At 44.0% G+C, this 25754-nt stretch carries 17 protein-coding genes and 2 pseudogenes; 16 read left to right on the top strand and 3 right to left on the bottom strand.

Features of this window, described 5'->3' with window-relative positions:
- Positions 1-104: 104 nt before the first annotated feature.
- Positions 105-458 carry a 50S ribosomal protein L19 gene (gene rplS / locus AB5903_RS11270; protein ID WP_005652416.1) on the bottom strand — a complete coding sequence of 118 codons (354 nt, stop codon included), beginning with the start codon at positions 456-458 and terminating at the stop codon, positions 105-107.
- Positions 459-683: 225 nt separating this feature from the next.
- On the opposite strand from rplS, the gene AB5903_RS11275 reads away from it, so the two are divergent.
- From AB5903_RS11275 to AB5903_RS11285, 3 genes are read left to right on the top strand one after another with little or no spacing between them, the layout of a single operon-like run.
- Positions 684-1454 (top strand): 5'-nucleotidase C-terminal domain-containing protein, encoded by a 771-nt coding sequence (locus tag AB5903_RS11275; protein WP_368117846.1) that lies wholly within the window; start codon positions 684-686, stop codon positions 1452-1454.
- A gap of 27 nt (positions 1455-1481) precedes the next feature.
- On the top strand, positions 1482-2327 hold the full coding sequence (locus AB5903_RS11280; RefSeq protein ID WP_117666950.1) for a bifunctional UDP-sugar hydrolase/5'-nucleotidase: 846 nt from the start codon (positions 1482-1484) through the stop codon (positions 2325-2327).
- 3 nt (positions 2328-2330) lie between these two features.
- Entirely contained in the window at positions 2331-5366 is a 3036-nt protein-coding gene (locus tag AB5903_RS11285; RefSeq protein ID WP_368117847.1) for a glycoside hydrolase family 3 N-terminal domain-containing protein, read from the top strand.
- Between the two features lie 111 nt (positions 5367-5477).
- Here AB5903_RS11285 and AB5903_RS11290 read toward each other — a convergent pair whose 3' ends face one another.
- Both AB5903_RS11290 and AB5903_RS11295 read right to left on the bottom strand, forming a co-directional pair.
- Positions 5478-6107 (bottom strand): porin family protein, encoded by a 630-nt coding sequence (locus AB5903_RS11290; RefSeq protein ID WP_005652409.1) that lies wholly within the window; start codon positions 6105-6107, stop codon positions 5478-5480.
- A gap of 61 nt (positions 6108-6168) precedes the next feature.
- Complete coding sequence (locus AB5903_RS11295; RefSeq protein WP_195658437.1) at positions 6169-6822, bottom strand: DUF4136 domain-containing protein; 654 nt, start codon at positions 6820-6822, stop codon at positions 6169-6171.
- 789 nt (positions 6823-7611) lie between these two features.
- Here AB5903_RS11295 and AB5903_RS11300 point away from each other — a divergent pair.
- The 13 genes and pseudogenes from AB5903_RS11300 (at position 7612) to AB5903_RS11360 (ending at position 25753) form a co-directional block, all read left to right on the top strand.
- Positions 7612-8320, top strand: a pseudogene (locus AB5903_RS11300) (ComF family protein).
- A gap of 198 nt (positions 8321-8518) precedes the next feature.
- Entirely contained in the window at positions 8519-11938 is a 3420-nt protein-coding gene (locus tag AB5903_RS11305; protein ID WP_272710937.1) for a TonB-dependent receptor, read from the top strand.
- 20 nt (positions 11939-11958) lie between these two features.
- Entirely contained in the window at positions 11959-13692 is a 1734-nt protein-coding gene (locus tag AB5903_RS11310; RefSeq protein ID WP_272710938.1) for a RagB/SusD family nutrient uptake outer membrane protein, read from the top strand.
- Positions 13693-13711: 19 nt separating this feature from the next.
- Positions 13712-14503 (top strand): endonuclease/exonuclease/phosphatase family protein, encoded by a 792-nt coding sequence (locus AB5903_RS11315; protein WP_082709337.1) that lies wholly within the window; start codon positions 13712-13714, stop codon positions 14501-14503.
- A 28-nt stretch (positions 14504-14531) separates the two neighbouring features.
- Positions 14532-16688, top strand: coding sequence for an alpha-N-acetylglucosaminidase (locus AB5903_RS11320; protein WP_195658436.1), 2157 nt, complete (start codon positions 14532-14534; stop codon positions 16686-16688).
- 8 nt (positions 16689-16696) lie between these two features.
- Positions 16697-17839 (top strand): glycerate kinase, encoded by a 1143-nt coding sequence (locus AB5903_RS11325; RefSeq protein WP_272710939.1) that lies wholly within the window; start codon positions 16697-16699, stop codon positions 17837-17839.
- A gap of 6 nt (positions 17840-17845) precedes the next feature.
- On the top strand, positions 17846-19102 hold the full coding sequence (locus AB5903_RS11330; protein WP_060386466.1) for a GntP family permease: 1257 nt from the start codon (positions 17846-17848) through the stop codon (positions 19100-19102).
- A 14-nt stretch (positions 19103-19116) separates the two neighbouring features.
- Complete coding sequence (locus AB5903_RS11335; protein WP_195658434.1) at positions 19117-20202, top strand: acyltransferase family protein; 1086 nt, start codon at positions 19117-19119, stop codon at positions 20200-20202.
- A 6-nt stretch (positions 20203-20208) separates the two neighbouring features.
- Positions 20209-22391, top strand: a pseudogene (locus AB5903_RS11340) (alpha-N-acetylglucosaminidase).
- Positions 22392-22508: 117 nt separating this feature from the next.
- On the top strand, positions 22509-23090 hold the full coding sequence (locus tag AB5903_RS11345) for an RNA polymerase sigma factor (protein WP_060386480.1): 582 nt from the start codon (positions 22509-22511) through the stop codon (positions 23088-23090).
- A gap of 113 nt (positions 23091-23203) precedes the next feature.
- Positions 23204-24160 (top strand): FecR family protein, encoded by a 957-nt coding sequence (locus tag AB5903_RS11350; protein ID WP_117858653.1) that lies wholly within the window; start codon positions 23204-23206, stop codon positions 24158-24160.
- 32 nt (positions 24161-24192) lie between these two features.
- A complete protein-coding gene (locus AB5903_RS11355; RefSeq protein WP_060386462.1) occupies positions 24193-24966 on the top strand; it encodes an endonuclease/exonuclease/phosphatase family protein in 774 nt (257 codons plus the stop codon).
- Positions 24967-24973: 7 nt separating this feature from the next.
- A complete protein-coding gene (locus tag AB5903_RS11360) occupies positions 24974-25753 on the top strand; it encodes a hypothetical protein (RefSeq protein ID WP_195658432.1) in 780 nt (259 codons plus the stop codon).
- Position 25754: the final 1 nt, after the last annotated feature.

The following is a 25754-nucleotide window of genomic DNA, read 5'->3' on the forward strand; positions in this document are numbered from 1 at the left end:
AATAACAAAGCCCGGGCTTGAGAAAGTCTGGGCTTTGCGCATAAAAAGAGGCTGTGTCAGCATTTTGACACAACCTCTTTTTATTTAGAAATAGGAGTTTGGGATTAACCGTTAACTCTTTTTTCTTTAATTCTTGCTTTCTTACCGGTAAGAGCACGCAGGTAGTACAATTTAGCGCGACGAACTTTACCCACTTTGTTCACTTCGATGCTGTCGATAGCCGGTGATTCAATCGGGAAAATACGTTCTACACCTACAGTACCAGACATCTTACGTACAGTAAAACGCTTCTTCTCTCCATGTCCGGCAATCTTGATAACAACGCCACGGTACAACTGTACACGTTCTTTGTTACCTTCGACGATACGATATGCTACTGTAACAGTGTCACCTGCCTTGAAGCTCGGGTGTTGTTTGCCGGTAGCAAATGCTTCTTCTGCAATTTTAATTAAATCCATTGTTCTTATTATTAAATTGTTTGATCGTTACAACGCAACATACCAGGCTTCTCACTCGGTGTCCTGACAGCGATTGCGCGAAAGCGGTGCAAAGGTAGAGTTTTTCTTTTGATTGACAAAGAGATGTACTCTTTTTCTTTTTTGCCGGATGGAAAGAAATGCCGTTCCTCTTTGGGATTACAGCAAAAGAAAAGTATATTTGTAGCAATTTAAAAATGGATGAATATGAAGAAATGTTATTTGAAAATCGTCTCAGGAACAGCGTTGGCAGTGATGTTTTTGTTTGCATCTTGCCATTCGGCCTACGAAGTGACAAAAGCCGAAGGGCGCATGCAGCCGATAGACTCTACCTATGATGTTGCTCCCGATGCGGAAGCCATGGCGTTGCTTGCCCCCTACAAGGCGAAGATAGACAGTATGATGTACCGGGTAGTGGGCACTGCCGAGATGTCTATGGATAAAGGAGCTCCCGAAAGCCTCCTTTCCAATCTGGTGGCCGATGTGCTGCGCGGAGCGGCTGCGCAGGTGCTTGGAAAACCTGCCGATATGGGGCTTGTGAATATGGGCGGATTGCGGAACGTGCTGACGGAAGGCCCCATTACTTGCGGCAACATCTACGAAATACTGCCGTTCGAGAACTCACTTTGTGTCGTGACTTTGAAAGGTGTTTATCTGAAGCAACTGTTTGAGAGCATTGCGGCACGCGGCGGCGAAGGAGTCAGCGGTGTGAAGTTGCGGATTACCAAAAGCGGAAAGTTGCTGGGGGCTACTGTAGCCGGCAAGCCGGTTGTCGACGACAAGCTGTACACGGTTGCCACTATTGATTATCTGGCCGACGGCAATAGCGATATGACCGCCCTGATTCAGGCTGAAAAGAGAGATTGTCCGCCGGGTGCGACCTTGCGCGGTCTGTTTATGGACTATGTAGAGCAACAGACGGCAGCAGGCAAGAGGATTACTTCGCGCATGGAAGGACGAATCACCGTGGAAGATTAAGAACAGAAAACTAAAAAAGAGAATTCGATGAAACGTATATCTATATATTGCCTGCTGATGTTCTGCGCATTGCTGACAGCATCGGCACAGCAGACCAAGCAATTGGTCATTCTGCACACAAGTGACACTCACAGCCGTATCGAACCGATTGACCTGCACGCTGCCGACCCGTATGCAGGGGCGGGCGGTGTGGTACGCCGCGCCACTTTTCTGAAAGATTTCCGTACCAAGAATCCGGATGTCCTGCTCTTTGACTGCGGCGACATTTCGCAAGGTACTCCCTATTACAATCTTTTCCGGGGCGAGGTGGAAGTCCAGATGATGAACCTTATGGGCTATGATGCCATGACTATCGGTAATCATGAGTTTGACTTCGGGCTGGATAATATGGCGCGTTTGTTCCGTATGGCCCACTTTCCGGTGGTATGTGCCAATTACGATGTCACCGGAACAGTTCTTGAGGGACTGGTGAAACCTTATGTAGTCCTGGAACGCGGAGGTATAAAAATCGGAGTGTTCGGGGTGAGCCCCAAGATGGAAGGGCTGGTACAGGCCGATAAGTGTGAAGGCATTGTATACAACGATCCTATTGTTGCGGCGCAAGAAGTAACCGACCTTTTGCGGACCAAGGAAGGGTGTGATGTCGTTATCTGTCTTTCCCATCTCGGCTTCCGTCTTAAAAATGAAGTCTGCGATGAGAAGCTGGCGGCGGCAACCAGGGGAATTGATGTAATATTGGGCGGCCATTCCCATACTTTTATGGAGAAACCGGCTTTCTGCCTGAATGCGGAGGAGAAGAGTATTCCGGTATTGCACACCGGGAGAAGCGGCATTTTTGTAGGAGAATTGGATTTGACACTGACGAAGGAATAGCGGATGAAAAGGCTGTTACTGTTTATACTGGTTATAATGGGATGTTGCGGGCGTTTTGCTTCGGATGCGAAACGTTGTCCGGCTACACCTACCGTTGTTTCCCCCGTAGAGCCGTTGCTGGTGAGGTCGGTAGTGGATGATGTGCGATGCAGGCAGTGGGTGGATTCGGTTTTGGGCACACTCAGCCTGAAAGAGCGGATAGGACAGCTTTTTATCTATACAATCGCCCCCTATCAGGACAAGGGCAACAAGGAGTTGCTGCGCAAGGTTGTCGAGGATTATAAAGTCGGCGGTTTGCTGTTTTCCGGCGGACTGATGCAAAACCAGGCCATGCTGACGAATGAAGCGCAACGCATGGCGGATATTCCTCTGTTGATTACGTTTGACGGTGAGTGGGGGCTTTCCATGCGTCTGCGGGGTACACCCGTCTTTCCGAAGAATATGGTACTGGGATGTATACAGAACGATACCCTGCTCTATGAGTATGGCAGGGAAATGGCAAGGCAGTGCCGGGAACTTGGTGTACAGGTGAATTTTGCTCCGGTGGCGGATGTCAACATCAATCCGAAGAATCCGGTTATCAACACCCGCTCTTTCGGTGAAAATCCGGTGAACGTTGCCAATAAGGTTATCGCCTATGCCAGAGGTCTGGAAGACGGCGGAGTACTCTCGGTATCCAAACATTTTCCGGGGCATGGGGATACGGACGTGGATTCGCATAAATCGCTTCCGGTTTTACCGTTCACGCGCGAGCGTTTGGACAGTGTCGAGTTGTATCCTTTTAGAAAAGCTGTTCAGGCAGGGGTAGGCGGCATTATGGTGGGGCATTTGGAAGTGCCTGCTTTTGAGGCGCAGCGCGGATTGCCTTCTTCCCTTTCCCGCAATGTGGTTTATGACTTGCTGACACGCGAATTGCAGTTCCGGGGACTTGTCTTCACAGATGCTTTGGCTATGAAGGGAGTTTCCAAACATGAGTCGCTCTGCTTGAAAGCATTGCAGGCGGGGCATGACTTACTGCTCGTTCCCCGGCGTATAAAAGAAGAAGTGGATGCCATACTGGCTGCCGTAAAGCGCGGTGAGTTGACGGAGCAGGCGGTGGAGGAGAAATGCAGAAAGGTATTGACTTATAAATATGCACTTGGGCTGAATAAGAAGCCTCTTATTCGTCTTTCCGGATTGGGAACCCGAATTAATACGCCTTATACGCGGGATTTGATTCGTCGTTTGAATCTGGCGGCTGTTACCGTGCTGGGCAATGCGACGAAAGTGCTGCCATTGGATCCGGCGATTAAAGACGTTGCGGTGTTGAATGTCGGGGAAGCAGCGGAGATACGGCCTTTTATCAAGCAGCTTTCCGAATATACGCATCCGGTAGAGTTCCAATTGGGAAAAGATTTACCGGCGGCAGGACGTAAGGCTTTGAGAGATAAACTGTCCGGATATAAACGTATTCTGGTATGTGTTACCGAGCATCGTCTGGCGGCTTATCAGTCTTTCTTTGCGGAGTTTGCTCCGGACGTTCCGGTGGTGTATGTGTGCTTTATTCCCGGCAAGCAACTGCCACAGATACGTCAGGGCATATCGGCAGCCGAAGCGGTGGTATTGGCGCATTCTTCGAATGATGACGTACAGCGGCAGGTGGCCGGGATACTTTATGCGGATGCCGTGGCTGACGGCCGGCTTTCGGCAAGTATCGGCAGTTTGTTTGCCGCCGGAGAAGGGATGACCTTAAGTCCGCAGACAAAGTCTCATTTCATTCCCGAAGAGCATGGCCTGGATTCCCGCTTATTGGCACGGATTGATATGATTGCCCGGGAAGGCATACGGGAAGGAGCCTATCCGGGATGCCAGGTAGTGGTTTTGAAGGACGGGAAAGAGATGTATAATAAGGCTTTCGGTACTTATACATATACAACCGGAAATAAGGAAGCGGTTCCGGTGACACCGGCATCCGTATATGACGTTGCATCTTTGACGAAGACGACAGCTACCTTATTGGCCGTAATGAAGCTTTATGATAAAGGCCGTTTAAGCCTGACAGACCGTGTGTCTGATTATCTTCCCTACCTGCAGGATACGGATAAACGCAATATAACGGTCAGGGAACTGCTGTTCCACCAGTCGGGATTGCCTTCCACCTTGCTGTTCTATCAGGATGCCATTGATGAGGATAGTTACGAGGGTACATTATTTAAGGCACGGCCGGATAAACTGCATCCTGCCCGTATCGGGCGGCAGACGTGGGCTAACCCGAATTTCCGTTTCCGTCCGGGGCTGACGTCGAAAGTACGTACAGCCGAATGTACTTTACAGGTCTGTGACAGTCTTTGGTTGAATAAGTCCTTTAAAAAGGAGTATCTCCAAAAGATAGCGGATGCGCCTTTGAGGGATAAACGGTATCGTTATAGCTGTGTGGGCTTCATTCTGCTGCAGCAGGTGGTTGAGGCACGTGCGGGAATGCCTATGGATGAGTTTCTTGCTCAAGAGTTTTATACTCCGATGGGGCTGAAGCGTACCGGGTATCTTCCGTTACGGTTCTTGTCTAAAGAGGAGATTGTGCCTTCGTCCGTTGACCCTTTCCTGCGGAAAACAGTTTTGCAAGGATTTGTACACGATGAATCGGCCGCTTTTCAAGGCGGTGTTTCCGGTAATGCGGGATTGTTCTCTACGGCTGAGGAAGTGGCGCAGATTTATCAGATGCTGCTGAATGGCGGTGAGTTGAACGGAAAACGTTATTTAAGCAAGGAGACGTGCAGGCTCTTTACCACTACGGTTGCCAAGGGGTGTTGCCGTGGTCTGGGCTTCGATAAGCCGGATGTGCAGAATCCTGCGAAAAGTCCCTGCGCCCTTTCCGCTCCGGCATCGGTGTACGGACATACGGGCTTTACCGGAACTTGTGCATGGGTAGATCCGGATAACGGCTTGGTGTATGTATTCCTCAGCAACCGTATTTATCCGGAGGTATGGAATGCGAAATTGCTGAAATCGGATATTCGGGAAAGAATACAGGAAGCGATGTATCGGGCTGTGTTGAAGTAAGGTAATCGCATCAGAATAAAAAAAGGAGATGCCGGCTAACTTGAAATCGTTAGGCTGCATCTCTTTTTTTTGAAACAATTAATTTATTCTGTTAAGTTTTAGGTGTGTATGTCAGAATGCAATACCGATACGCAGACCTAAGTTGTTCATACCGTCCACACTGTAAGTGAAGAGGTCGCCTTTGTTGGTCCCGTAGCTGTAATAGGCTGCGAAGTGCAGGCCCGGACCGTAAGCCCACGGGTAAACGTTGAAACCGATTTCCGGAGATACGTAGAATCCCCATGTATCTTTATTGGTTTCAAATACATTGAAAGTGGACTTCAACTGTGCATACTGTGTACCGAGTTTTACGCCCACATACGGTTGGAATGCACCGCCACGGTTCCACGCATAACGTGTGGCAAGACCGAAAGGCAACTGGAATACGGTATGCTGCTGGTCGGTATTCAAACTGCCGCTCGTACCGACCGGCAAGGTCTGACGGCTGAAATATTCATGGTTGCTATGATAAGCCAGGAAGCCTCCCAAAGCAAAGTTGGACGTCAGGAAGTAACCGCCTTCAAAGTTCATCCCCCATCCGCTGCCTTTGTCGGCAAAGTGGTTGTTTAAGGGGAAATTGAACTGCCAGTCGATGTTGGCATAACCGTTATCGGTCATCTGTGCCTTTGCCGGCATGGCGAAGACAAGGGCGAGGGCGGCGATTGCGAATGCCCTCAAGGATATATATTTCAATGTTTTCATACTTGTTCTTGTTTTATAAATTCAACAATAGCTTTCTATCGGGATAGAAGAAGTCGGTAGTTTATCTCGGCTGGGCACTCATTCTGTTAAGATAGGCAGATTGTGTAAAAGCCTGGTTCACGCCTTCCACTGCCATTTTGGTGTTGAAAGAGGTCGAGCCGCTCAATAACCCGCTCATGTAGCTGGTCCACAGTACGGGAAGTTTTTCCTTTTCGCCTTGGGGAGCGTCGAGGTTCAGCAATTCGGTGATGAAGGAACCGGTACTATAAGCATAGTTTACGGCATACGGATAGTACCATCCGCCCCAGTTACCCCAGTAAGGAGCATCCCAATAGCCCGGGTAGTTCCACCACCATTCGGGGCGTCCGTAGTCCGTAAAGTAGTAAGTGCTCTTTACGTAACTCACTTGCAAACCGAGGTCGGCGTTTTCGCGATTGTATATACGGACATAACCACGGTTGTTCATATTGGCAGCGTATGCGCTGAGAATTTCCTGTGCACTTTCGTCTTTCCAATATTCGGCGTCTTTACTGTTGCCGATAACAAGGATGCTATCCGGTAAGTAATAGGTTTTGAAAGCTTTGAAGTCTGCTTTCGTGTCATAATTGGTATAAACCAGATACTTGCTGTCCAGCTTATCCATGTCGGGGTCTTTTTCGCAAGATACGAATGCTATTGCGAAGACCGCTAATAATAAGGGAATAAATTTCTTCATACTTCTATAATGTTTAGGTTAAATATAAATTCCTGCCCTATTGGTACCTTAGGCTTTTGGAGAAAGAACAAGATAAAAAATAAAAGGTTCAAAAATAGATGTGTTAAATGTGCGGTGGACTATAAAGAAACTGGTATGTTTTCTTTTTATTCAGATGGGTATGAATGGCTTTTCAGACTATCATTGCCAGTTCGTTGGCATAACCGTGCCATATAGGTGGCACAGTTGTGCCAATAAATAGGCATTGTTGTGCCAACAAAGTGGCACAATAATAATTCAAGGCGGTGGAATTAGCTGGTTTTAAATAGTTGTTACCGCTTTGGGACTTTTTATCCAATAAGCAGAATAGTTAATAGATACTCTGTGCATAAAACGTAGTAGTTTGGTCTGTAAAATACGGTTGATTGTTTTTTAAAAAGCAAATTGCTATGAGAGATATATTGAGAAAAGTATGAGAGACGACAGGGTAAAATATGAGAGATATAGGTCAATAGAATCATTTCTTATTTATTATCTTGCTGATAATTATTATGTTAGCTGTAGTTTGTGAGAGACGTGAGAGATGAAAAAAAACTGGTATGCCTGAATTCAAGCCGGGATTTTGGGCTTCTTACTATGAATGTTTAAAGTTTACTACTCTTATTTCTATGGTGAGGAGCACTTTATAGAGGGACATCATATCATTGCAACGAACGGGTACCTGCATCCGTTGTTTCAGGAGCTGTCGGCGGAGGTTCCCCCGTTGGAGATGTAGGAGAAACGGTCTGCTTATTAATCCTTGCTACTATTATGAAACATACACTTCTTTTTATAAAAGACTGGCTCCATTCATTCTTATCTTTATTGTTTCCCCGTTGTTGCATAGTTTGTGGCAGGCCGCTGTCAAAGGGTGAAGAATGTCTTTGTACTATATGTAATATCACCCTTCCGCGTACGAACTGTCATCTCCGGAAGGATAATCCGGTAGAACGGCTTTTCTGGGAGCAGATACCTTTGGAGAGGGCACCTCTTTTTTCTTCTACCGGAAAGGGAGTGATTTCCGGCAGATTCTTCATCAGCTGAAGTATGGGGGAAAGAAAAAGATCGGAACAGTCATGGGAAGATATATGGCTGCCGAGTTATTGGATTCGGATTTCTTCGAGGGAGTTGATGTGATAATTCCCATACCATTGCATAAAAAGAAACAGCAGTTCCGTGACTATAACCAAAGTGAATGTATAGCACGGGGTATTGCGGCTGTGATGGGTATTGCCGTATGTGTGGAATCGGTAGTCCGCCGGAAGAATACGGAGACACAGACACGCAAATCCGTATTCGAGCGCTGGGAGAATGTGGATGGAATTTTTGAATTGAATCATGCGGATTCTCTGGTCGGAAAGCATATTCTGATTGTGGATGATGTATTGAGAACAGGGGTTACCACTGTTGCGTGTGCTTCACGGCTGGCGGAGGTTGAAGGAGTGCGATTAGTGTGCTGACGCTGGCGATGGCGGATTGATTATTCTTGATCGGGGAAAATACTTAAATCCCACTTGTTCTTCCATTCAATGCTTATCAATACTTATGGATTAATTTCCGGCAAATTTCCCCTATATTCTTGAATTAATATTTGTTAACTTATTCGCTGTAATACTTTTTAATATCTATTGTGTATTCCCTAATAGATATTGAACTATAAACATTAAAGACTAATATTATGGAAAAAGATTCTCCTTTTTCATTCACCGGTAGAAGGTGTATTGTAGCTCTAATGTGCATATTTGTCACAACTCTTGTTTATGCACAGCAGCAAAAAATATCGGTTAGTATCAAAGAGCTTCCTCTTAAAGAAGCTATCAATCAGATAGCGGAGAAGGCTTCGATGAATGTAGCCTATAGTAAAGAATTTGTGGATACGAATAGGAAAGTGTCATTGGAGGTAAAAGACACAGAGGTGAACAGAGCACTGACTCTTTTGCTGAAAGGGACTAACATCGGATTCCGTTTCCTGGATGACAGTATTTTGTTTTATAATAAAGAATATCAAAATAAAACAGAACCTGTCGAGCCGCAGGAGAGTAGGAAGGAACTATACGTGAAAGGTAAGGTAACTGACGAGAATGCGGAAGCGATTATCGGGGCTACCGTATCGGTAAAAGGAGCAACTACTGGTACAATCACCGATATCAATGGTCAGTATTCCATCAAAGTGCCTTATGGAAGCACTCTTCGCTATTCATACGTGGGCTACCGTGAAGAAAGCGTCATGGCGAAAGAAACGACAGTAAATGTGGTGATGAAAGAGGATGCTGTCAGCCTGGAAGATGTAGTCGTTGTAGGTTATGGTGTGCAAAAGAAGGTAAATGTAACAGGTGCCGTATCTATGGTCAAAGCGGAGGCTATCGAGAACAGACCTATTACTAACGTAACTACGGGCTTGCAAGGATTGCTTCCCGGAGTTAGTATCGTTGCCTCTTCGGGACAGCCGGGTGCTGTGCCCAATATCAACATTCGTGGTACAGGAACCATCAATAGTAGTACAGCGCCTTTAATTTTGATTGATGGGGTAGCCGGGGGAGACATCAACTTATTGAATCCTTCGGATATCGAAAGCGTATCAGTGTTGAAAGATGCCGCGTCATCTGCTATTTATGGAGCGCGTGCCGCCAACGGTGTTATTCTTGTAACGACTAAAAAAGGAGAAAAGAAAGAACGGGTAGAATTCCAATATAACGGATATGCCGGCTTCCAGACTCCCACAGCATTGCCCGAACTTGTCAACGGAAGGGAGTATATGGAACTTTCCAATGAAGCTATGAGTGCTGCCGGATTTTCCAAGCCCTATACACAGGAGGCTTTCGATAAATATGATTCGGGACTGTATCCTAACGAATATTCCAATACTGATTGGGTTGATGAAATATACAAAAGCCGGGCTTTTCAGACGGGACATAATGTGAGTGCACGGGGTGGAAGCGAGAAAACCGGATTTTTCATGTCGTATGGTTACTTGGATCAGGATGGACTGGTTGTAGGTGACGGATACAGTTCCAAAAGACATAATGCGCGTATCAGTGTAAACACGGAGGTGTATGATCGTCTGAAACTGACCGGGCAGATGAGTTATGTCGATTTCTATAAGAAGGACTTAGGCTATAGCGGCACATCAGGAGTGTTCCGCCTGTCACAGCGTATGTCTCCGTTACTACCCGTCAAGTGGCAGGTTCCTGATGAGAATGGCCGGATGGTGGATAGTGAGAACTGGTCGTACGGTTCGGTACGTAACCCCTTGCAGGTAGCCTATGAGTCGGGAACGGAAGAACGGAAAACCCGGGTGCTCAATGGAATATTCAATGCAGATCTTAAAATTATAGACGGACTGAACGCAGGTATGCAGTATTCTGCTAATATATATACCCGTCAGGTGGATGAGTTTAATCCGAAGATGTTGTCTTATTATTCGGACGGTAGTCCGTTGAAAGCAAATGAAGATGCCAAGGACTATATCTCACAAAGCCATCTCGATGTTATGACCCAGACGTTGCAGTTCACCTTGAACTTTAATAAAACAATAGGGCGCCATGAGTTGGGAACATTGTTGGGATTTTCGCAAGAATGGGAAAGCAGAAGCACGCTGGGTGCTACGCGTGATAATGTGATGGTTGAGGATATTCACGTTATTAGTGCCGGTATGATTAATTTTATGAATAGCGGAACAAAAGACGAGTGGGCTTTGCGTTCTTACTTTGGTCGTGTCAACTATGCTTTTGACGGCAAATACCTGTTTGAAGCCAATCTGCGTGCCGATGGAACTTCAAGGTTTGCCAAAGGCAATCGTTGGGGATATTTTCCGTCATTCTCGGCAGGATGGAACTTTTCACGTGAAAAATTCATGGAGTTCGCTATTCCGGTATTGAGCTCGGGTAAGCTGCGTGCTTCCTGGGGTGAGTTGGGAAATCAAAACATTCCCGGTAATTACTATCCTTATTTGTCGCCTATCATAACCGAAGAGTCCTATCCTATCGGAGCTTCTAATACACCTGTTATGGGGCTTTGGCAAAACAAGATCGGTAATCCCGACATTAAGTGGGAAACCATTCGCATGCTTAATTTCGGAATGGATCTTAGTTTTTTGAACAATAGACTGAATGTGGACTTCGATTGGTATAAGAAAGAAAATATCGATGCATTGGTTCGTCCCGATGTCCCGGCTATTGTCGGGGTTCCTAGTAGTAATGTAGGTTATGTCAACCTTGGTAAGATTGATGTCAAAGGATGGGAACTTAATCTGTCATGGCGTGATAAGATCGGAAATGTAAATTACAATCTCGGGTTCAATCTGTCGGACGCCCGTAATAAAATTACCGATTTGGGTGGGACTCCGGAGTCTCTGACCAGTACGGCTTCCGGTTCGTATCGTCGGGTAGGTGATCCGATAGGTGCTTTCTATGGTTATCTGACCGATGGGCTGGCACAAGTGTATGACTTCGAATCAGTGAATACAACTACAGGTAAGTACCAGAAACCGAAGTTTCCTCTTGTTGCATCACAAAACGGCATTGTACAGCCCGGAGACATTAAGTACCGGGACATCAGTGGTCCTGACGGTGCTCCCGACGGGGTGGTTGATGACTACGATAAAGTGGTGTTCGGTGATAGAGATCCTCATTATACTTATGCAATCAAGGGTGGTTTGGAATGGAAAGGCATCGACTTCAGTTTCTATTTGCAGGGAGTAGGCAAAGTTGCCGGTTACCTTGAGGATGAGGCTCGGCATGCGTTTATCAATGACTACTCGATCCCTAAAAAAGAGCATCTTGACAGATGGACGCCTATGAATCCAAATGCTTCTTATCCCAGACTTTATCAGTCGCAGGAGCACAACAGGCTCTTCAGTGATTACTGGAAAGAGGATGCATCGTACTTGCGCCTGAAGAATATTCAGATAGGTTATCGTTTTCCTGCCCGAATGGTGGCACCTCTTGGCATTAATAGTCTTAGAGTATATGCTTCGGCAGATAACTTGTTTACTAAAACCGATTACTTCGGAGCTTATGACCCTGAAGTGAGGACCACCAGCGGAGATGTCTATCCGCAAGTAAAAACCTATGTTTTTGGATTATCAGTAACATTCTAACCTATTAAATGACCATAAAGATGAAATACTCAAAATACTTTTTAATCATTGCTTTATTGGGTATAGTTACCTCATGTAGCGATTTTCTGGATAGAACGAACCCTAACGAGCCGGACAATGTAACATTCTGGGTAAATGAAGATCAGCTTGAAAATGCCTTGCCTCCCTGTTACGAAGCTTTGCAAAAAGACTATCTCGTGAATTGGACCGAATCAACGGCCGAAACTGTTATGTGGGGGAATATTACCAGTGGACTGAGTAAGGTTTCGGGAGGCAAGCACTCTTATACTGATGGCTTTCCTTTCACTACTTATTGGACAGGAGCGTATAGTTATATTTATCGCTGCAATAATTTCCTGGACAATTATAATAAAGCGCAGGTAGCTCAAAGTAAGAAAGACGTTTATGCCGCAGAAGTAAAAACCATCCGGGCGCTTATGTACTTTTACCTCACGACATTTTGGGGGGATGTTCCCTGGGTAGGAGAAGTCATCCAGCCCGAAGATGCATATATCGAACGTACTCCTAGAGAGAAAGTCATTGATCTGCTCGTCGAGGATTTGAAATGGGCGGCAGAGCGCATGCCTGAAGAAAGATATACAGGAGACAAGCTGGGAAGACTCGACCGCTGGGGCGCTTTGGCTATATTGGCACGTATTGCCTTGCAAAACGAAAGGTGGGAACTGGCTGCAAAAACGAGTGAATATATCATCGAAAACAGTCCCTATGGCCTGTATGAATATGAAAAACTGTTCCATCACGAAGGGGATGTCGAGAATGATCCGAAAAATATCGAAGCCATCGTATATAGCCTTTTTGTACCCGAAATCCGTACGCAAAGTCTGCCCAATGAAACTTGCTGTCCGACAGACTACATACGTCTCAATCCGACGAAGTCGTTAGTGGATGCTTATCTGTGTACAGACGGTAAGCCGGCAAAAACCGGACTGGAATATTATAAAAAGACCGGTGTGCAGACCTCATCGTTATACAAGTCGCCTGAAGAGCATTATGTGGATTACTTCCGGAACAGAGATCCTAGAATGAAGATGACTTTATATGCTCCGGGTGACAAATGGCCGGGAGGAGATGACGGTGACCCTGATGCGGATAAGGCCAACGAGACATTTAATTTGCCTCGTTTTGCTTCATTGCAAAATAATAACCGTGTGGGGGCAAATAGCCGTACAGGCTTCTATCTGAAAAAGTATAACGATATTGATTTGGCCGGTTCGAGTGTAAACGGACATGGGAATCTTAATGTCATCCGTTTTGCCGAAATCTTGTTGATTTGGGCCGAAGCCACTTTCGAACTGCAAGGCAAGAATCTGACACAAGCACAGATTGACTACTCCATTAACAGGCTTAGAGATCGTGTGAATATGCATCGTATGAACCTCGACGAACTTAGCGCATGGGGGATGGATCTCGAAACCGAATTGAGAAGAGAACGTCGCATTGAGTTGGCAGGTGAAGGAACAAGATACGCCGATGTGATGCGCTGGCGTGAAGGCGAACTTCGCTTTGGACGTGCCATCACCGGTCCTAGCCTGAAAGTTTGTATGAATGATTTGGGCGCCAACCCATATCCCGATACCGGAGTAGATGAGTTTGGTGATGTTATCTACGAAAAATCTACCGCGGAAGGCGGCGCGCGTTACTTCGACGCAACGAAACATTATTTGTGGCCCGTGCCTAATCCCGAGCGTCAGAAGAACCCTCTGTTAGGACAAAATCCGGGCTGGGAAAAGTAATCATTAAAAAATAGAAATCATGTATTCAATGAAGAAATATTTATTATTGTTTTTATGCCTGACTTTGGGCGTTGCCTATGCGCAAGATACTCTACGGGTGCGGGTAATGACCTATAATTTGAGATTTGGCGAACTGGCATCTTTAGAGGAACTTGCTCATCACATCAAATCCTTCAAGCCTGATTTTGTGGCACTTCAGGAAGTGGATAGCAAAACAGACCGTAAGCGTACCCCGCATCAGAAGGGAAAGGATTTTATATCCGAACTTGCCTATCATACAGGGATGTTTGGGCTTTACGGAAAGACGATTGACTATTCTACCGGTTATTATGGCATTGGGATGTTAAGTAAATATCCATATATTTCTGTACAAAAGATAATGCTGCCCCATCCGGTCAAAGAGCATGAGAGGCGGGCCATGCTGGAGGGATTATTCGAAATGGGGAATGATACCATTGTTTTTACCTCTACGCATCTGGACGTCAACTCTCAAGAAACAAGGGCGGAGCAAATAAAATTTATTACCGGGCATTTCAAAAATTATAAATATCCTATAATTTTGGGAGGTGATTTCAACGCGCGTCATTACTCCGAGGCAATACGTGGTATGGATAGTTGGTTTGCTGCGAGTAACGATGATTTCGGGATGCCGGCATGGAAACCTGTGATTAAGATTGATTACTTGTTTGCATACCCGCAAAAAGGATGGCGTGTGATTAGTACGCAAACTGTTCAGTCGCTTTTGTCAGACCATTTACCGATTATTACGGAACTGGAATATGTGAAGGAAGCATCGAAGAAAAAATATTGATACTCACTTATAACATTTATGATTTTCTATGATACATACAATAATCAAGTATTTACTGATTTCAACAACGCTTTTTTTCTGCTCATGCCACAAGCCTAAGACGGATATTATCACCCCCGCCAAACAGTTAATAGAACGTCAGATTGGGGAAAGAGCACAGTCTATCCACTTTGAATATATCGAACCATCCGATGGTAAAGATATATTCGAAGTGATAGCAAGCGACGGCCGGCTTACCCTAAGGGGAAGTAGCTCCGTTGCTATCTGTTACGCTTTTCATACGTACATGAAAGAGGCCTGCAAGAGTATGAAAACATGGAGCGGTGAACATATAACGTCGGTGATGCCGTGGCCTGATTATGAATTGTATGAACAGGTGTCCCCTTATGAGTTGCGCTATTTTCTTAATGTTTGTACATTCGGCTACACTACCCCTTACTGGGACTGGGAGCGTTGGGAGAAGGAAATTGACAGGATGGCTCTTTATGGTGTAAATATGCCCTTGGCTACCGTGGCCAGCGAGGCCATTGCGGAACGGGTATGGCTGCGTATGGGATTGGCTAAAGAAGAAATCCGTGAATTTTTCACTGCCCCTGCACACCTTCCCTGGCATCGCATGGGCAATCTGAACAAGTGGGACGGTCCCTTATCTGATGCCTGGCAGCAGAACCAAATCATTTTGCAGCATCAAATCCTGACCCGTATGCGCGAGTTGGGTATGCAGCCCATAGCACCTGCGTTTGCAGGTTTCGTGCCGGAAGCATTCGTACAGAAACATCCCGATACGCAATTCCGACACATGCGGTGGGGTGGTTTTGATGAAGAGTACAATGCCTATGTATTGCCACCGGATTCGCCTTTCTTCGAAGAGATAGGCAAACTGTTTGTCGAAGAGTGGGAAAAAGAGTTTGGAGAAAATACGTATTATCTCTCGGATAGTTTTAATGAGATGGAACTGCCTATCGATAAGGAAGATAAAGAAGCGAAATATAAGTTATTGGCCGAGTATGGAGAAACGATCTATAAATCAATTGCAGCCAGAAACCCGGATGCCGTTTGGGTTACACAGGGATGGACATTCGGATATCAACATTCATTCTGGGATAAAGAATCGCTTAAAGCCCTGTTGAGCAATGTACCTGATGATAAAATGATTATCATTGATTTGGGCAATGATTATCCGAAATGGGTATGGAACACCGAACAAACATGGAAAGTACATGATGGATTTTACGGAAAGAAATGGATATTCAGCTATGTACCCAACTTTGGCGGGAAAAACACCATGACAGGAGACTTGGACATGTATGCAAGCTCCTCGGTCAAAGCGTTATGTGCAGCTAATAAAGGTAACTTGATTGGGTTCGGTTCTGCCCCTGAAGGACTCGAAAACAATGAGGTTGTTTACGAATTGTTGGCCGATATGGGATGGTCATCAGATAGTATCGATCTGGACGATTGGATGAAGATGTACTGTGAGGCCCGTTATGGGGGATATCCCGATGCCATGGAGGAAGCTTGGAAACTCTTTCGGAAGACAGCATATAGTTCTTTGTATTCATACCCCCGTTTTACCTGGCAAACTGTAATTCCCGATCAACGGCGGATCAGTAAAATCGACCTTAGTGATGATTATTTGCAAGCTATACGTTTGTATGCTAGTTGTGCTGACGAACTGAAAAGCTCTGAATTATACAGAAACGACCTCATAGAGTTTGTTTCGTATTATGTAGCGGCTAAAGCTGAGAATTTTTATAAGCAGGCCCTAAAAGATGATTTGGAGAATCGTGTTCTCGCAGCGCAACGTAATCTGCAACAAACTGTTGATTTGTTGATGGACGTTGACAGGCTGTTGGCTTCTCATCCTTTATATCGATTAGAAGAATGGGTGGAACTTGCGCGCAATAGCGGAACAACTCTTCAGGAAAAAGATGCTTATGAAGCAAATGCCAAACGCTTGATTACAAGTTGGGGTGGTATCCAGGAGGATTATGCCGCCCGTTTCTGGAGCGGACTGATTAAAGACTACTATATCCCTCGTATACAGCTCTATTTCACAAAAGACCGGGATAAAATCCGGGAATGGGAGGAGCAATGGATTACATCTCCCTGGAGCAACAGTACGACTCCGTTTGATGACCCGGTCAAGGCTGCATTGAATTTAATAGAGAAAACAAATAAGTGATAGCTTTTATGAAAAAGATTGTATTGGCATTCGACTCGTTTAAAGGTTCGGTCGGTTCTTTCGAGATAGCAAAAGCTGCCGAAAAAGCGATTCAGGAGGAATTACCCGACTGTCAGATTATACGTTTCCCCATAGCTGATGGCGGCGAAGGGACTACAGAAGCTCTATGCTCTGCCCTTCATGCTCAAACGGTGTCATGTCGGGTGCATGATCCATTCATGAAGCCAATTGAAGTATCGTATGGCATCGTAAACAATGGTGCGATGGCTATTATCGAAATGGCCTCGGCCTGCGGTCTGCCATTGATTGATTCAAATCGAAGAAATCCCATGAAGACTACGACTTATGGAGTTGGAGAAATGGTTGCTGACGCATTAAAACGCGGGTGTCGGGAATTCATTATCGGGATCGGCGGAAGTGCTACAAATGATGCGGGAATAGGTCTGCTGAAGGCTTTAGGTGCACGTTTCTTAGATAGTGGAAACGGTGAGTTGGAGCCTGTCGGCGAAAATCTGATAAAAGTCCATCAAATAGATATTTCCCAATTAAATCCGGCATTGAAGGATAGTAAATTTATGATTGCCTGTGATGTTAGTAATCCATTTTTTGGAGAAGAGGGTGCGGCCTATGTATATGCTCCCCAAAAAGGGGCAAATAGTTTGCAAGTGATAGAGTTGGACAATGGGTTGCGGCATTATGCACAGGTGATAAAGGAATATACAAATATGGATATATCGCAGCTTCCCGGTGCCGGAGCCGCTGGAGGAATGGGAGGTGGCCTGTTTCCGTTTTTGAATGCAGAATTGCAATCCGGAATAGAAGTTATATTGAAAACGCTTCGTTTCGAGGAGGTCGTTCGACAGGCAGATCTGATACTGACTGGAGAGGGAAAACTGGATCGCCAGACTGGTATGGGAAAGGCACTGGACGGAATTTTACGTGTCGGTGAGAAATGTCAGGTTCCGGTGATAGCGTTTGGGGGAGCAGTCGAAGCCACCGAAGCGCTTAATAGGATGGGGTTTACTGCCGTACTGCCTATTCAACCTTTTCCGGTAACACTTGAAGAGGCGATGCAACCGGAGTTTACGAAAGAAAACATAGAGAGAACGGTGCGACAGGTGGTGAGAATCATAAAACAATTTACTAAATAATACTCAATGACAGCGATAGGCGCATTAATCGGGCTTTCATTATCCATACTGTTAATCATAAGAAAGCTTTCTCCGACATACAGTCTGATTATCGGAGCGATAGTCGGGGGGTTGTTGGGAGGACTATCTTTGAATGAGACCGTTACGGTGATGACCGAAGGGGTGAAAGAGGTCACCCCGGCGGTATTGCGGATTCTGACAGCCGGAGTCTTGTCAGGCATATTGATACAAACCGGAGCTACCACGGTCATCTCCAATGCGATTATAAACAAAATGGGTGAAAAACGGGTATTTATGGCATTGGCACTCGCAACGATGTTGCTTTGTACGGTAGGCGTCTTTATTGATGTGGCAGTGATAACCGTTGCGCCGGTGGCTCTTTCGATAGGCAAGCGTCTAAATCTGTCTCCATCTGTATTGCTTATTGCTATGATCGGGGGAGGTAAATGTGGAAATATCATATCACCTAACCCGAACACCATTATAGCAGCCGGAAATTTTAATGCAGATCTATCGGCTGTAATGTTTGCCAATATTTTACCGGCAGTGATCGGTTTGTTTTTCACTGTTTTCGTTATTGTTCGTCTAATGCCTCAATCGGTAAAAAACAAAAAAACAATGATGCAAACAGAGGATAAAGAGGAAGAGAGAAATCTTCCTTCGTTAAGAACCAGTCTGATTGCTCCTGTTGTTACGATTGTTTTATTGGCATTACGTCCTGCGGTAGGAATTAATATCGATCCTTTGATAGCTTTGCCGGTAGGTGGGTTATGTGGTGCTATCTGTATGAAACAATGGAAAAATATTCTTCCAAGTATAGCATATGGGCTGCAAAAGATGTCTGTGGTAGCTATTCTGTTGATAGGAACTGGAACTATTGCCGGCATCATAAAGAACTCTTCTTTGAAAGATTGGATTCTTACAGGATTGGATCATGCTCATATGAGTGATGTATTGATTGCTCCTATATCAGGCGCGTTGATGTCGGCGGCTACCGCATCGACAACAGCCGGAGCGACACTGGCTTCTTCTTCGTTCGCTGAAACGATATTGGCTATAGGTATTTCTGCGGTTTGGGGAGCGGCTATGATTAATTCCGGAGCTACAGTTCTTGACCATTTGCCACATGGCTCGTTCTTTCATGCGACAGGAGGGGTATGTGAACTTAACTTTAAGGAACGTTTGAAGCTGATACCTTATGAATCGCTTATAGGGATAGTGTTAGCCGCCGGAACAGCTATTTTATATATAATAAGTAATTAAAAGAAGCAGGCATTATGAATCCGAACAAACGGTTACTTTCGCTTGATGTACTTCGGGGTATTACTGTTGCCGGGATGATCTTGGTCAACAACACAGGAAAGTGTGGCTATAACTATGCTGTGTTCGCACATGCCAAGTGGGATGGCTTTTCGCCGGCTGATCTGGTATTTCCGATGTTTATGTTCCTGATGGGTATTTCGACCTACATCTCCTTGTGTAAGTATAACTTCCAGTATCGATCGGCGATTGCGAAAATCATAAAAAGAAGTCTCTTGTTAATATTGATCGGTCTGGTTATAGAGTGGTTCCTTACAGCAATAGATAGTGCTAACTATTTTGATTTGAGTCAGCTCCGGTTGATGGGTGTTATGCAACGGCTTGGGATTTGTTATGGCATTACAGCCTTATTGGCTGTAAAAATACCGCATAAGTGGTTTATGCCATTAGCCATCGTTTTGCTGGCTGCCTACTTTATATTTCAGTTATTTGGAAACGGATTTGAGAAAAGTGTGGATAATATCATCGGGATGATTGATTCGGCTATTTTAGGATCTAACCACATGTATCTTCAGGGCCGCCAGTTTGTCGATCCCGAGGGGATACTTAGTACGATTCCCGCTGTGTCTCAAGTAATGATCGGTTTTGTTTGCGGAAAGATAATCATCGATATTAAAGACAATGACTGCCGGATGCTGAATCTATTCCTTATAGGTACCACGCTGTTGTTTGCCGGCTATTTGTTAAGCTATGCCTGTCCTTTGAACAAACGTTTGTGGTCTCCTTCGTTTGTTTTGCTTACTTGTGGGATTGCGGCATTGGCATTGGCATTGCTGCTTTATATCATTGATGTGAAGCAGAATAAAAAGTGGTTTTCGTTTTTCGAAGCATTTGGAGCGAATCCGCTTGTAATTTATGTGTTTAGTTGCATAGTCGGAGGATTGCTTGTGCATTGGCATATCCATACGGCTGTATTCAACAATTTGTTTAACCCGTTATTCGGAAATTACTTCGGTTCATTTATGTACGGTGTATTTTTCCTGTTGTTCAATGGGCTGTTGGGATATGTTTTGTTAAAAAGAAAAATCTATATAAAATTATAAATCAGAATGAAAAGAAAAAGTGTATACACATGTCTGGTTATGCTACTTATGTCGTTGGTTCTTCAGGCTAAAGACAAAGACGTAGCTGTTGCGGAAGCATTATTGAAACGTTTGCTGCCGTCATATATCGAGAGTTTTCAATTTCAAAAGTTGAAAGGAGAGAAAGACTGCTTTACGATAGAGTCCGTAAAAGATAAAATTGTAATCGGTGGAAACAACGCCAATTCAATGGCGATGGGACTGAACCATTACTTGAAATATTACTGTCTCACTACAGTGTCATGGTATGCGGATATAGCCGTTGAAATCCCTGAAGAATTGCCGATGGTTGGTGAGAAGGTTGTTTCGGAAGCGAGAGTGGATACTCGTTTTTTCCTGAATTACTGCACGTATGGTTACACGATGCCTTGGTGGCAATGGAAAGAATGGGAGCGCTTTATTGACTGGATGGCCCTTAATGGTATAAATATGCCTTTGGCAATTACCGGACAAGAAGCTGTGTGGTATAAAGTCTGGTCGAAAATGGGAATGTCGGACATCGAAATACGCTCTTACTTCACGGGACCGCCGTATCTGCCCTGGCATCGGATGGCTAACATAGATCGCTGGAATGGTCCGTTGCCGATGGAATGGTTGGAACACCAGGTAAACTTGCAGAAAAAAATACTCGCACGTGAGCGTGAATTGAATATGAAGCCCGTATTACCAGCTTTCGCTGGACATGTACCTGCCGATTTAAAACGGATTTATCCCGAGGCTGATATTCAACATTTGGGCAAATGGGCCGGCTTTGCTGATGTATACCGTTGTAACTTTCTGAACCCTAACGATGCTTTGTTTGCGAAAATTCAGAAACTATTTCTTGATGAACAAAAAAAACTTTTCGGAACCGATCATATTTATGGTTTAGATCCTTTCAACGAGGTTGACCCACCCAGTTTCGAACCTGAATATTTGCGGAAGATAGCATCGGATATGTACGCTACATTGACGGCTGCCGATCCCAAAGCCCAATGGATGCAAATGACGTGGATGTTTTATTTTGATAAAGATAAATGGACTTCCGAGCGAATGAAGGCTTTGTTGACAGGAGTGCCACAGAATAAAATGATATTACTTGATTATCATTGTGAAAATGTTGAATTATGGAAAAGAACAGAGCATTTTCATGATCAGCCCTATATTTGGTGTTATCTGGGCAATTTCGGGGGAAACACAACTTTGACAGGTAACGTCAAAGAAAGTGGCGCACGACTTGAGAATGCTCTCATGAACGGTGGAGGTAACCTTAAAGGAATCGGCTCTACGCTGGAAGGATTGGACGTGGTGCAATTTCCCTACGAATACATTCTTGAGAAAGCATGGAATCTGAATGTAGATGATAATAAATGGATTGAATGTCTGGCTGACAGACATGTGGGATGCGTGTCGCAGCCTGTACGCGATGCTTGGAAACTATTATTCAATGACATTTATGTACAGGTGCCGCGCACATTGGGTACTTTACCCGGGTATCGCCCTGAATTGAATAAGAACAGTGAAAAACGGACAAGTAATGTGTATAGTAATGTTGAGTTATTAGAGGTTTGGCGAAAACTGAACGAAGCGCCTTCTGACCGGAGAGATGCTTTTCGCTTGGATTTGATTACTGTAGGCAGACAGGTGCTTGGAAACTACTTTCTTGATGTGAAAATGGAGTTTGATAGGATGGTTGAAGCCAAAGATTATCAGGCTTTGAAAGCTTGCGGCGAGAAAATGAAAGAGATATTGAATGACTTGGATAAGCTGAATGCCTTTCATCCTTACTGTTCGCTGGATAAATGGATTGATGATGCACGGAAGATGGGAGACTCCCCTCAATTGAAAGACTATTATGAAAAGAATGCCCGCAACTTGATTACTACCTGGGGGGGAGCCTGAACGATTATGCCAGTCGTTCGTGGGCGGGACTGATAAGTGATTATTATTCAAAACGCTGGGAGGTGTATATCAATACATTCATCAATGCGGTCGGGGAAGGTGTAACGGTCGATCAGAAACAACTTGAAAATAAATTAAAGGAAATAGAGGAAAGCTGGGTGAATGCAACTGAGCGGAAAAATACTCGAAAAGATGTTCATTTAACAACTGGTGGATTATTATCATTTTCAGCTTTTTTATTCAGTAAATATCAAAGACTGGTGAAATAAAGAAGAGGCCTGTTTCATTTATTGCTCGCGAATCATGCTATATCAGAAAGAATTAATATATTTGAAAATAAAGGCTTGAGATGATAAGTTTTTATTTTTATATTTAAAATGATTAAGATGTTCCGGAAATACTCACAGGATGAAGCCCAAGCTTTGGTTAAGGCTCTGAAAGGGGGGAACCAGCTGGCATTTAGTATTGTATACAAGATGTATGCGGCGCAGACCTTTTCTTTAGCATTTAAATATTTGCAGAATAAGGAATTGGCTGAAGATGCTGTGCAGAACTTATTCTTAAAACTCTGGCTGAAAAAAGAAGAAATCGACGAGACAAAACCTATAAACAGATACCTTTTTACGATGTTGAAGAATGATCTGCTCAATACGTTGAGAGATTCAAAGAAAAATATCTATTTACTTGAGGATTGTCTTTCAATGGTTTTGGAATTGGAAGACGATTCTCAAAACGAAAACCTTAAACAAGAACAAATGAACATCATACAGCAAGCCCTTGAACAACTTTCGCCGCAACGCCGCAAAGTTTTTGAAATGAAAGTTTCGGGAAAATACTCCAATCAGGAAATAGCCGATAAACTCAATCTTTCAATAAATACAATTAAATTTCAATATAGCCAATCTTTAAAACAGATTCGCTCGACAGTGGGAGAGCTTAGCCTGCTGTTGGTGTATTGTATTATATAATGTGATCCTATCACTTTTTGCTGATATGGAACGTTCTTTTGAATTAACACGGTTTAACGTAGCCTGTATAATACTTTTTTGTAACAGTGTGTATTATTAGTAGATATTGAAATATGAAATTAAAAAAGAAACATACAAATCAGAACTTTGAAATAGTTGACAGCATCGGGAAATATATGGATGACGATATTCAGAGGATAATAGAAGGTAAGCAGCTCGAATTAGGCGACAGAGAACTGCCTCCTTTTGATGAATATCGCATTTATAAGAATATTCAGGAAGCTGTGATGCAGGAAGAAAAACGAAAGAATAGGAGAATCAGAATGCCGTTGTTCTTTAAGTGGGCGGTGGCTTGTATTATTGTTTTGTTTGCAGTAGGTGCAGGATATAATTTTTATCAAAGTCGTTGTGAGGCAAACCTTGTTTATCGTGAGGTCTGTGCTGTGAGAGGTGAAAAGTTACTTGTATTACTTCCTGATGGTAGCCGGGTGTGGTTAAATGCCGATTCTAAATTGACTTATCCGGAGCAGTTTGCAAAATACAACAGGGATGTTACGTTGGAAGGAGAGGCTTATTTTGAAATAGCAAAAAATAAAAAATCCCCTTTTCAGGTATTTGCCGAGAATGTAAAAATACAAGTGACAGGAACATGTTTCAATGTAAAAGCATATCCTTCAGATAAGGTAATCAAAACTACACTCGACGAAGGAAGTATAAATATCGGGCATATACGAAGTCGTAGACCTATGCAGCAAATATTTCCCGGACAAACTGCAGTTTATGAAAAAAGAAGTAATGTAATAAAAATAAAAACTGATAGATATCACGATGATGCTTCGAGTTGGAAGGGGAACCAGCTTACTTTCAGAAATGCATCACTGAAAGAAGTGCTTACAACACTCCAGCGGCATTTTGATATAGAAATTGCAGTTAAAAACGAAAAGATTGCTTCGTTTACGTACAACTTTGTTTGCAAAGGGAACGATTTGAACTATGTGTTGGAGGTGATGCAATCCATCACGCCAGTTAGCTTTAAAAAAATATCGGAATATACATATACCGTTGAATAAGTCAACTTAATCTAATAATAAAAAGTAAATTTATGAGAGCACTTTTAAAACCCGTTGTATGGGTATGCCTTTTCTTCTTTGCGTATCAAAGTACGTATGCGCAGGCTCTTAAAATAATGAGCTATAATTGTCGAATGTCCGGAGAGATGACTGGTTACTCGGTGAAAGAGTACGCTGTATTTATCAGGAAATACAATCCGGATGTTGTAATGTTACAAGAAATAGATTACAACACAAAAAGGAATAAAAAACAAGATTTCACCACGCAACTGGCTGCGGAGTTGGGATTGTTTTCCGTATTCGGGAAAGCGATGGATACTGGCGGTGGAGAATATGGAGTGGCCATACTTTCAAAATATCCTTTCGTTTATATCAATAACAAAACTTTTGAAGGAATAGACGGAGCCAAAGAACCCCGTACGCTATTATATGTAGATATTCAGGAACCGGGAACTTCAGACGTAATCAGGATAGGGACGACTCACCTGGATCATTCGACAGATCTGATAAGGAGTGCAATGGCCGAACAGATTAATGAGCGGATTGGTACGGGAGACATCCCGACACTGCTGGGAGGAGATTTTAATGCCCGACACGATTCTAATGTGATTTGTGAAGTAATGAAGAATTGGCAGAGAATCTGCGATGATACATTCACCTACCCGGCAGATCAGCCGACAATCAAGATTGATTATATATTCGGGCTTCCACAGAATAAGTGGAAAGTGAAGTCGTTTAAAGTTTTATCCAATCCGGAAGTTTCTGACCACAGGGCTTTGTTTGCTGAAGTTGAATTTGTAAAATGAATGAAAAATGAAATCAAACTATCTATATCTGCTATTTATATGTGTTATTTCTTGCCTGTTTGTTTCGTGTAGTGACGAGGATAATAAGGGAGAAGAAGTCCCGGAATGGAACCGGTTCAGAACAACGAATGTCTTGGTTTATGCGCATTTGTCTGAGCAAAATTTATTTAGCTCTTGTAGTTATAAAGAGGTGGCGTCATCTATCAGAAATACTACTCATTCAGTGGCATTGTTGGACAGGACAAATGCTGTCTATGGACAAACCGCAATCATAAATACGGGTACGGAGGCTGCTAGAGAGAGTAAGAAAGTGCCGGTGTTTGTGCCTGTCAGCTATAATAGCGAAGAAAAAAAGATAATCGGTAGTACAGTGCTTTTTCCTTCCACTATTTCCGAGGTGACGCAATATGAAGTGGAAAACGATTGCAGATATCTTGAAACAAAAACAGAAGCAGTGAACGGAATAGATATGCTCTTCTGTTCTGTATCATTGAACAGCGAAGACTTGATAGCTCCGGCTGTCGACGTTTTCAAGAAAAAAGTAAGTGAACAGACTGTTCTGGTAGGTACTGTCAGGCGTGCACTGTTGTCCAATCTTGAGTCGGAAATTACTTCTAATTTAACTTCTGGTACCTATTCTTTCGTAGAAGTGGAAAATAGAAATAGAGGCTCCGAGTATTGTATATTTGTCCTGACTTCACATAAGTGGGCTTTTAGGGGGGTAACCGAAACAAGTGTAAGCGGAGACTTACATTGTTTTCAATTGCAAATCGAATCTTTAAAATAAA

Source organism: Bacteroides sp. 2201st1_D9_2201SCRN_220225 (assembly GCF_040928965.1).
Classification (GTDB): Bacteria; Bacteroidota; Bacteroidia; order Bacteroidales; family Bacteroidaceae; genus Bacteroides; species Bacteroides stercoris.